We start from the raw sequence: 6,117 nt of genomic DNA, 5'->3' as shown, positions 1-6,117 counted from the left end.
TTCGTTCCCTTGAATCAATGATTCTTGAGCCATTGGCTCTTTACTATAGAGTCTCTTTAGCCGTTTTTTGAGGGTCTTTTGCCAGACTTTCAGAAGTGGAGAGTACTCGTTTTGCCTGACTTTTGCTTATAATCTTTGCCTGATTTTTGATTATAATCTTTGATGATTTTATGTCAAATTGTTAAAAGTTTTGATACAATTACACATAGTTGTAGCTGATTTGTTAAAAGGTTTGATTTGGTATAATCACAACAGTTGTATTTGATGAGATGATACAATCAGTGAAACTCGCGAAAGATTTTACAATTATTTTCCGCGGTCCAGCCACTGTCCTTCAATTTAGGCTCTATAAGTTCAGCCTTAGTTTCTGCTTCGTTCATGGTTCTCCTCTAGAAGAATTTGTCCTTTGCTCTCGCCGTTACATTTTCTCCTTTCACCCTTGTCTTTGTTTTTTTTCCTCTCCACTTGAGAGAGAGTGGTTGAGGATAAAGGGAACTAACAGCAAAATGTGCGTTTAAGCATGGATTTTTTTAGTTCCAACAAATTATCTATTTTCTTTTGATAAATTACCTCTAATTCTTTTGTTCTTAATGACAATTCATCGAGTTTTGAAACTATTTTTTGCTGCTCTAAAATATCACTAGGATAAGATATGGTAGTTTCTTTTAATTCTCTGTAATGTCTAGCATATCCTAAAGATTTTATGGGATTACTTAACATGCAATAATACAAAATTTTTGGGTTTAATCCTTTTTTTGGCTTAATAATTTTTACGCCATCCGCTCCCAATATAAAATCAAAATCAATATATTTTAAAGTCCGCGTGTGATCTCCAAAAATTATAATAGGTTCTGCAACTTTAAATAATTTCCCTTTATCACAGGAATATCCATTTATAAATTCATTTTCTTGTGAAATAATTGGAAACTGACCTTTAGATAAGAAATCTTTTTTCTTTAATTTTGCGGAATATGTAACTTTATCAATACAATCATCAAATCTTCTTACTTCCCAACGCGTTTTTAATATTAGAGTTTTTCTGTCTAGTCTGTCTGTCTGTCTGTCTGTCTGTCTGTGTCAGCTTTATTTCTAAACGTTTCCTTCAAAACGCTATTGAATATATCTTTTGCGTTCTGAAGATTCCTTCTTGCTATGTCTTCAAGTTTCTTTGTATTTTCAAACAGTTTATCAAGTTTTGAAACTATTTTTTGCTGTTCTCTTATATCTGGAATAGATACGTCAATATCATACACTTCATTACGATTGAGGCCCGGCTTAACTCCTTTAGCCAATTTTGGCAAATCAAGCAAACGCAATAACCAAAATAAAAAAGTTAAATCATATTGCTTATCGTTAAAAGTTATAAAATATGTCACATCCAACGGCCAAAATTTTTTCTCAGTTAAATTAATTTCCCCAGCTGATCCTTTCCTTCCTATGATTACGCTAGGCTTATCACAAAAAAAATCGTTAGTTCTAGTTTTTTCTCCATTAGCACCATATACAGGATACAGACCATCGATAAATCTTTTAGTATGCGACAATGGTTTACCATATTCAAGCGTTATAACTGATCCAAGTTTTTTCATTTCCCACTTACTATTCGTTTTCATTGCCAAACCTTTTGAATTATTACTTTAATATCTTTTCAATTTCAGAAATTATTTTTACAGACTCTTTATTTAATTCTAATATCTCTTTCAATATATCTTTTGGATTTCTTATTATCGTTTCGTTTTTTTTGTTTGGATTTTTTACAGATAAATCGTAAGTTTCTTTATTTACATCTTCAATTTTTACAGTCCAAGAATTGTCCGAATTAGTTTTTGTTTTTTGAAGTTTAACAAATTCTTCTAAATCCTTTTCATTTAAAGGATTGGTTTTGCCAAGATTTCTATTTAATTTTAATTGATAGTACCAAACTTTTTTCGTAGGAACGCCTTTCTCAAAAAACAAAACTACAGTTTTTACGCCCGCCCCAGTAAACACTCCGCCTGGCAAATCCAATAGCGTATGCAAATTACAACTCTGAATTAACTCTTTACGAAGCGATATAGAAGCGTTGTCAGTATTAGATAAAAATGTATTTTTAATAACAATGCCGGCTTTACCGCCTGCTTTTAGTATTTTCATAAAATGCTGTAAAAACAGAAAAGCTGTTTCTCCCGTTCTAATATCAAAATTTTGCTGTACTTCGGGACGCTCTTTCCCTCCGAACGGTGGATTAGCAAGAACTACATCAAATTTACCTTTTTCTTGTGCGTCTTTAATATTTTTTGAAAGCGTATTTGTATGTAAAATATTTGGCACTTCTATACCATGCAAAATCATATTCAATATATGCGAGCGCTTTTTTTTCTATGCCGTAAAAAGTATTATGTTGCAATACCGACTGTTCTTTTGTTGTTTTGACTCTCTCATGCAGATAGTTAAACGCTTCTACCAAGAAGCCTGCCGACCCTACGGCACCATCATAAATTTTATCCCCTATCTTAGGAGCCACAACTTTTACTATAGTCCTGATAAGCGGACGCGGAGTATAATATTCTCCACCGTTGCGTCCGGCATTGCCCATATTCTTAATTTTTGATTCATAAAGATGAGACATCTCATGTTTTTGAGCATGAGTAGAGAATTTGAGTTCGTCAACAATATTTAATACTTCTCTTAAATTGTATCCACTCTGAATTTTATTTTTAAGCTCGCTGAAAATCTCGCCAATTTTATATTCTATTGTATTGTAGTTTGCTGCATTAATTTTAAATTTTTTAAGGTACGGAAAGAGTTTTTGATTTACAAAATTGACAAGATCATCACCGGTTAAAGCTTTATTGTAATCTAATTTACCATCTTTTTTAGGACATGCCCAAACGCCCCACTGAAATTCTTTTGAAATTATATTTGTATATTTCTTGATTGCAAGCGCATCTTCTTTAGTTTTTGTACGCTCTAAATCGTCTAAATATCTCAAAAACAAAATCCAAGAAGTTTGTTCAATATAATCTAATTCGCTACTATTGCCCGCGTCTTTATGCAGAATGTCATCTACGTTTTTAAACGCTTGTTCAAACATCATTTTCTCCTTTTGAAAATTAATGGAGATGTTAGTCGATTTATATACCAAATACAAACCCCTAACTCTCTTTTCAATATCGGAGTTTAACCTCGAATGTCTTATCGGGGTTTTTCAAAGTCACTTCCCTCAAGGAAGAGAGATAACATCAACTTGAAAATTACTACTTTTCCTCATTCGTCGCGCTGCGACCCATCAAAGGAGAAAGGAACTAACATTTTTCTTATTTTCTCTACAGTAAAAAATACCGCGCCTTTTTGAGACCTAACCGTTTTTAAAGCTCTTTGTCCGGCATCTTCGAGCAATCGTCTATTTAAAATAAATTCTTTAACCTTAGCGACTAAATCATTTGAATCTTCAACGAAAAACGCTCCGCCCTCTCTTATAAGACTTTCAGCTTCTGTTATAAAATTATTCATATTTTTGCCAAATAAAACGGACTTGCCGTATGCTGCAGGTTCTATGGGATTTTGACCACCCTTGTTTACAAGCGAACCACCCACATAACATACATCTGAAACGGAGTATATATTCTGTAGTTTTCCAAAAACATCGATCAAAATAAAATTAGCGCTGAAATCGCCGCTAGAAAACAATGAATACTTAATACCTTTATTTTTAAGAATATTAACTACTTCTTCTATCCTTGGAAAATGTCTAGGAGCGAGAAAAAATCTAATATTTTTAAAATCGGAACTTATTTTATTATACGCTTCTGCTATAAATTCTTCCTCGCCTTCTCTTGTACTACCGGCCGTAAAAACAAAATCTTCTTTTTTCAACATAAAATCTTCACGCTTTGAGTCCAATGTAAAATCTCTGTCGTACTTAATATTACCAGAAACAACAATATCACTTTTACCATCAGTTAAAAATTCAAATCTATCGGCATCATCTTTACTTCTAGCAATAACGGTACTAATAAGACTTACAAAACTTCTCCAAAAAAATTTCACTTTTTTGTATGCCTTAAATGACTTGGCAGACATTCTTCCGTTAATTGTAATAATTTTTACATTTTTACTTGCCGCAGAGTATAGCATAGTTACCCAAAGTTCAGTCTCAACAAGCACAAGCATACTCGGATTAATAATACTAAACGCTTTATTCATGATGGGATAAATATCCAATGGAAGTAAAGCAACAAAATCCGCTTTTTGCAATTTTTGCGCATGCTCTCTACCGCTTTTTGTAATTGTTGTCAAAACAATATAATATTTCTCTTGAAGCGCATCCAAAATAGGCTCAACAGCACGCACTTCGCCAAGCGACGCACAATGCACCCAAATAGTAGTTTTTTTTGATTTTTTACTTACAGGTTTATAACAAGCGAAACGTTCAGATAGTTTATAAAAAAATTCTTTTCTATATTTACTGCTAAAAAGAAAAACAAGTATAACTAAAGGCATGCCCGCAACAAACAAAGCGTTATATATGATTAAATATATTCTTAACATTTTATTACCAATCATTTACACAGATCGAAAAACCGTAGTCGTATGATCAACTAACTTTATCACCCTCTATTATCTTTTTGCTTTTTTCTTAGATGGTATCCAGTAGAATAATCCACAAGTTGAATACTTAGGACTGACATCTTCAGATTCTATACTTATGCCTATTTTGTCTATAGGGATAACTTTTGCAAATTCCCTGTATAAATCCCTCGGAACATCTACAATTCTTGATATTTCACAATTTTCATCTCGCGCTTCATTTGAAATAAGTCTTTGCACAAAAAACTTTGATTGTTCTAGAGCATCAACGGCTATTGCAGAAACAATTTTACCTGTATGTTCTCCAAAAGTCCCTTCATTTTTTTTATATTCTTCATAAAGACCATTGCCTATAGTAACAAAAAAAACGCTTTCAGCAATCCATTTCGAAGGAGCATCTTGTTCGTAAATAAATGGTAAAGCATCTTTTGAAAAAACATCGTAAACAACAGAAGGTGACAAAAACTTAAAATACAAACGACAGTGACGCTGAATAGTTTCCTCAAGTTCAACCGATAAATCAGCAACATTTCTAAGTTTCTTCACAACACGTAAAATTTCTTTAACTCGTAAATTTATCTTAAAATTCTTTATCTTTCTCATTATCTTTTTGAACGAACTACGCCTTGTTTAATCGCAATTTTTAAACGATTAGCTCTTCTTATTTCCCACTCATAAACAAGCGGCGTACAAATAAATATTGTAGAAAACACTCCAAGCGCCGTGCCTATAACCATAATGTAGGCAAAAGTATGTATAACTTCGCCTCCAAAGAAAAACAACGAGCTTGCAACAACAAACACAGTTAAAGAAGTAACAATTGTCCTACCAAGAACCTCGTTAATACTTTTATTGATAATAGTTGCAAAATCTTCCTTTGCGCGAAATCTTAAATTCTCTTTCATTCTATCAAACAGAACAATAGTATCGTTAATTGAATAACCGGCAACCGTCAGAAGAGCCGCTATCACTGTTATATTGACTTCTTTGTTTACGAGAGCCACAAAACCAAAAGAAACAATAACATCATGCACAATACCAAGAACAGCGGCAACTCCCCACAAACTGGATTTAAATCTAAAAGCGACATATACAATCATGCCCAAGAAAGCAAAGAAAAACGCATACAATGCTTGTTTTGAAAGATACTCTCCCACGCTTGGACCAACATATTCTATTTTTTCAATTTTCATAGGATTATCGGGCAATTTTGCTCGTATAGAATCTCGTATTGTTCTTTCAAATTCTTCTTGCGATTCAAGATTTTTCTTCGCTCTTATCATAATCATATTTTCAGAACTCTGCAACTCAAAAGAAGTTATTCCTGCACACTCTATAGCGCCACGAACATCTTGCAACTCAACATTATTACGCTGGAAAGAAATCTGCATAAGAACACCGCCGGTAAAATCAATGCCGTAATTCGGTCCGCCTCTATAAATGAACGCGATCACAGTCATTAACAACAATGTTCCAGCTATTACAAAGAATTTACGACGATTACCGATGAAATCTATATGTATGGATTTAAAGAATTGCACTTTGACC

The 6,117-nt window shown here is 33.2% G+C and carries 5 protein-coding genes and 2 pseudogenes; all 7 read right to left on the bottom strand.

Going from position 1 to position 6,117, the window contains the following annotated elements; all coding sequences use genetic code 11:
* Window positions 1-281: 281 nt before the first annotated feature.
* Window positions 282-380 (bottom strand): annotated as a pseudogene (locus tag LE180_RS01185) (type I restriction endonuclease subunit R); the annotation flags it as partial.
* Window positions 381-495: 115 nt separating this feature from the next.
* On the bottom strand, window positions 496-1,029 hold the full coding sequence (locus LE180_RS01180) for a restriction endonuclease subunit S (RefSeq protein ID WP_374133666.1): 534 nt from the start codon (window positions 1,027-1,029) through the stop codon (window positions 496-498).
* A gap of 14 nt (window positions 1,030-1,043) precedes the next feature.
* The gene (locus tag LE180_RS01175; RefSeq protein WP_374133661.1) at window positions 1,044-1,613 is read right to left on the bottom strand and encodes a restriction endonuclease subunit S; all 570 of its coding nucleotides are present in this window, start codon (window positions 1,611-1,613) and stop codon (window positions 1,044-1,046) included.
* A gap of 19 nt (window positions 1,614-1,632) precedes the next feature.
* Window positions 1,633-3,073: pseudogene (locus LE180_RS01170) on the bottom strand (N-6 DNA methylase).
* A 173-nt stretch (window positions 3,074-3,246) separates the two neighbouring features.
* On the bottom strand, window positions 3,247-4,545 hold the full coding sequence (locus LE180_RS01165) for a 3-deoxy-D-manno-octulosonic acid transferase (RefSeq protein ID WP_374133660.1): 1,299 nt from the start codon (window positions 4,543-4,545) through the stop codon (window positions 3,247-3,249).
* Between the two features lie 54 nt (window positions 4,546-4,599).
* Window positions 4,600-5,172, bottom strand: a complete 573-nt coding sequence (locus LE180_RS01160; protein WP_374133659.1) for a hypothetical protein — start codon at window positions 5,170-5,172, stop codon at window positions 4,600-4,602.
* Window positions 5,172-6,110: a protein translocase subunit SecF gene (secF, locus tag LE180_RS01155; protein WP_374133658.1), complete on the bottom strand. Its 939-nt coding sequence runs from the start codon at window positions 6,108-6,110 to the stop codon at window positions 5,172-5,174. Before secF ends, LE180_RS01160 begins: the two co-directional genes overlap by 1 nt.
* Window positions 6,111-6,117 lie beyond the last annotated feature (7 nt).

The organism is Candidatus Endomicrobiellum pyrsonymphae (assembly GCF_020328025.1).
Lineage (GTDB): Bacteria > Elusimicrobiota > Endomicrobiia > Endomicrobiales > Endomicrobiaceae > Endomicrobiellum > Endomicrobiellum pyrsonymphae.
This window is presented reverse-complemented; position numbering and strand designations above follow the sequence as displayed.

What these genes read in the sequence shown, in the direction of transcription:
- LE180_RS01175 (WP_374133661.1), bottom strand. Translation starts at nt 1,613, where the DNA reads ATGAAAACGAATAGTAAGTGGGAAATGAAAAAACTTGGATCAGTTATA.
- LE180_RS01165 (WP_374133660.1), bottom strand. Translation starts at nt 4,545, where the DNA reads ATGATTGGTAATAAAATGTTAAGAATATATTTAATCATATATAACGCT.
- LE180_RS01160 (WP_374133659.1), bottom strand. Translation starts at nt 5,172, where the DNA reads ATGAGAAAGATAAAGAATTTTAAGATAAATTTACGAGTTAAAGAAATT.